Below are 2183 nucleotides of genomic sequence, written 5' to 3' on the forward strand. Positions count from 1 at the left end.
TTTTTGGGGGGGGGCCCTGTTTTGTGTTTTTTTGTCGTTGGGGGGGGTTTTTTTTATCTCCCCATTCGATTAAACCCAAAAAAACCAAATTATGTGCGGGCCGGGGGCCCCCCCGCAACCCGGGCGTTACTCCAGGGCTTCAAGGTAACGCTGGGCATCCAGCGCGGCCATGCAGCCCGAACCCGACGACGTGATCGCCTGGCGGTACACGTGGTCCTGCACGTCGCCGGCCGCGAACACGCCCGGGACGTTGGTCGCGGTGGCCATGCCTTCGCTGCCGCCGCGGGTCTTGATATAGCCGTTGTGCATGTCGATCTGGCCTTCGAAGATGCCCGTGTTCGGCTTGTGGCCGATCGCCACGAACAGGCCGTGCACCTTGAGCTCCTTGGTCGAACCGCCGTCCGTCGATTTCAGCTGCAGGCCGGTCACACCGCTCTGGTCGCCCTTGACCTCGTCCAGCGTCTGGTTCAGTTCCAGCACGATCTTGCCTTCTGCGACCTTGGCCATGAGGCGGTCGACCAGGATCGGCTCGGCGCGGAACTTGTCGCGGCGGTGGATCAGCGTGACCTTCGTCGCGATGTTCGACAGGTACAGCGCTTCCTCGACCGCGGTGTTGCCGCCGCCGATCACCGCCACTTCCTGGTTGCGGTAGAAGAAGCCGTCGCACGTGGCGCAGGCGGACACGCCCTTGCCCATGAATTCCTGTTCGCTGGGCAGGCCGAGGTATTGCGCGGAGGCGCCGGTCGCGATGATCAGCGCGTCGCACGTGAACTCGTGCGAGTCGCCCACCAGGCGGATCGGCTTCTCGTTCAGGTAGGTCGTGTGGATATGGTCGAACACGATCTCGGTATTGAAGCGCTCGGCGTGCTGCAGCAGGCGCTGCATCAGTTCCGGACCTTGCACGCCCAGCGGGTCGCCCGGCCAGTTCTCGACGTCGGTCGTCGTCATCAGTTGACCACCCTGCTCGACACCGGTCACCAGCATCGGACTGAGATTGGCGCGCGCGGCGTACACGGCAGCGCTGTAACCGGCTGGGCCGGAACCGAGGATCAGGACTTTGGCATGTTTGCGAGTGGTCATGTGTGAACTTCTTCTATTGGATGATGCCCGGAAAGTGGGGCCGGGCAGTGCGGGAATCAAGAGGCGTCGAACCCGGGATTATAGTCGATGATGCAAACAAGCATGAATCGTGGGGCCAACGCGGCGCTATATCGCTTAGAATGGTCATCTTCGGGGAATTGTTACCCGGCAGTACCGTTTCACACCGCAATGAGCAAGAATAGTCCATCGACAAGCACGACCTATACTCACAAGCCGCGACCGCCCCGCCAGCCGCTGCCGAACCGGCTCGTGCGGCTGTTGTCGGAGGCGCGCTGGCTGGCCACGGCCGTCGCGTTGTTGTATTTCGTCCTCATTTTGCTCAGCTATAACAAGGCCGATCCGGGCTGGTCGCACGAGAACGCGGTCGCCCACGTCGCCAACCTGGGCGGCCGCGCCGGCGCCTGGATGGCCGACTTATTGTTATTCATCTTCGGCTTTTCCGCCTGGTGGCTGTGCGTCTGCTTTACGCGCGCCGTGTGGAAGGGCTATCGGCGGCTGCACACGCGGTTCATCGTCCAGGAAGCGGAGCAGGAGCCCGAGCACCAGGGCGAGACCCTGATCCGCTGGATCGGTTTCGTGCTGATGTTCGCCGGCAGCGTGGGATTGGAATACCTGCGCATGTGGTCGCTGAAAGTCGAGTTGCCGCGCGCGGCCGGCGGCGTGCTCGGCCAACTGATCGGCCATTCCGCCCACACCGCGTTCGGCTTCACGGGCGCGACCTTGCTCCTGCTGCTGCTGTTCGGCCTCGGTTTTTCCTGGTATTTCCAGGTGTCGTGGCTGGCCGTCGCCGAGCGCATCGGCGAATCCGTCGAGACGACGTGGGACTGGTTCCGCCTGCGCTACGAAGACCGCGAAGACCGCCGCTACGGCGAAGTGGCGGCGCACAAGCGCGACGAGGTCGTCGTGCACGAGCGCGCCAAGTACGTGGAAAAACATGCCGGTTCGCCGGTCCGCATCGAGACGCCGCGCGACGACGAGTTCGACGATCCACAGGACGCCGCGCCGCCGGCGCCGGGCTTCCTCGCGAAGATGAAGGCGAAGGTGAAGGCGCGCGGCGACGCGAAGCTGGCACGCGCCCGCGC

The 2183-nt window shown here is 63.8% G+C and carries 2 protein-coding genes; one reads left to right on the plus strand and one right to left on the minus strand.

Annotated features, from left to right (window positions below; translation table 11 throughout):
- Nucleotides 1–126 precede the first annotated feature (126 nt).
- Complete coding sequence (gene trxB / locus ACEN88_RS29805; RefSeq protein ID WP_413345516.1) at nucleotides 127–1080, minus strand: thioredoxin-disulfide reductase; 954 nt, start codon at nucleotides 1078–1080, stop codon at nucleotides 127–129.
- A gap of 189 nt (nucleotides 1081–1269) precedes the next feature.
- Here trxB and ACEN88_RS29810 point away from each other — a divergent pair.
- The coding region (locus ACEN88_RS29810) for a DNA translocase FtsK 4TM domain-containing protein (RefSeq protein ID WP_413345518.1) at nucleotides 1270–2183 on the plus strand (914 nt) is incomplete at its 3' end.

It is taken from the genome of Massilia sp. CT11-108, from assembly GCF_047302915.1.
Classification (GTDB): Bacteria; Pseudomonadota; Gammaproteobacteria; order Burkholderiales; family Burkholderiaceae_D; genus Telluria; species Telluria orientalis.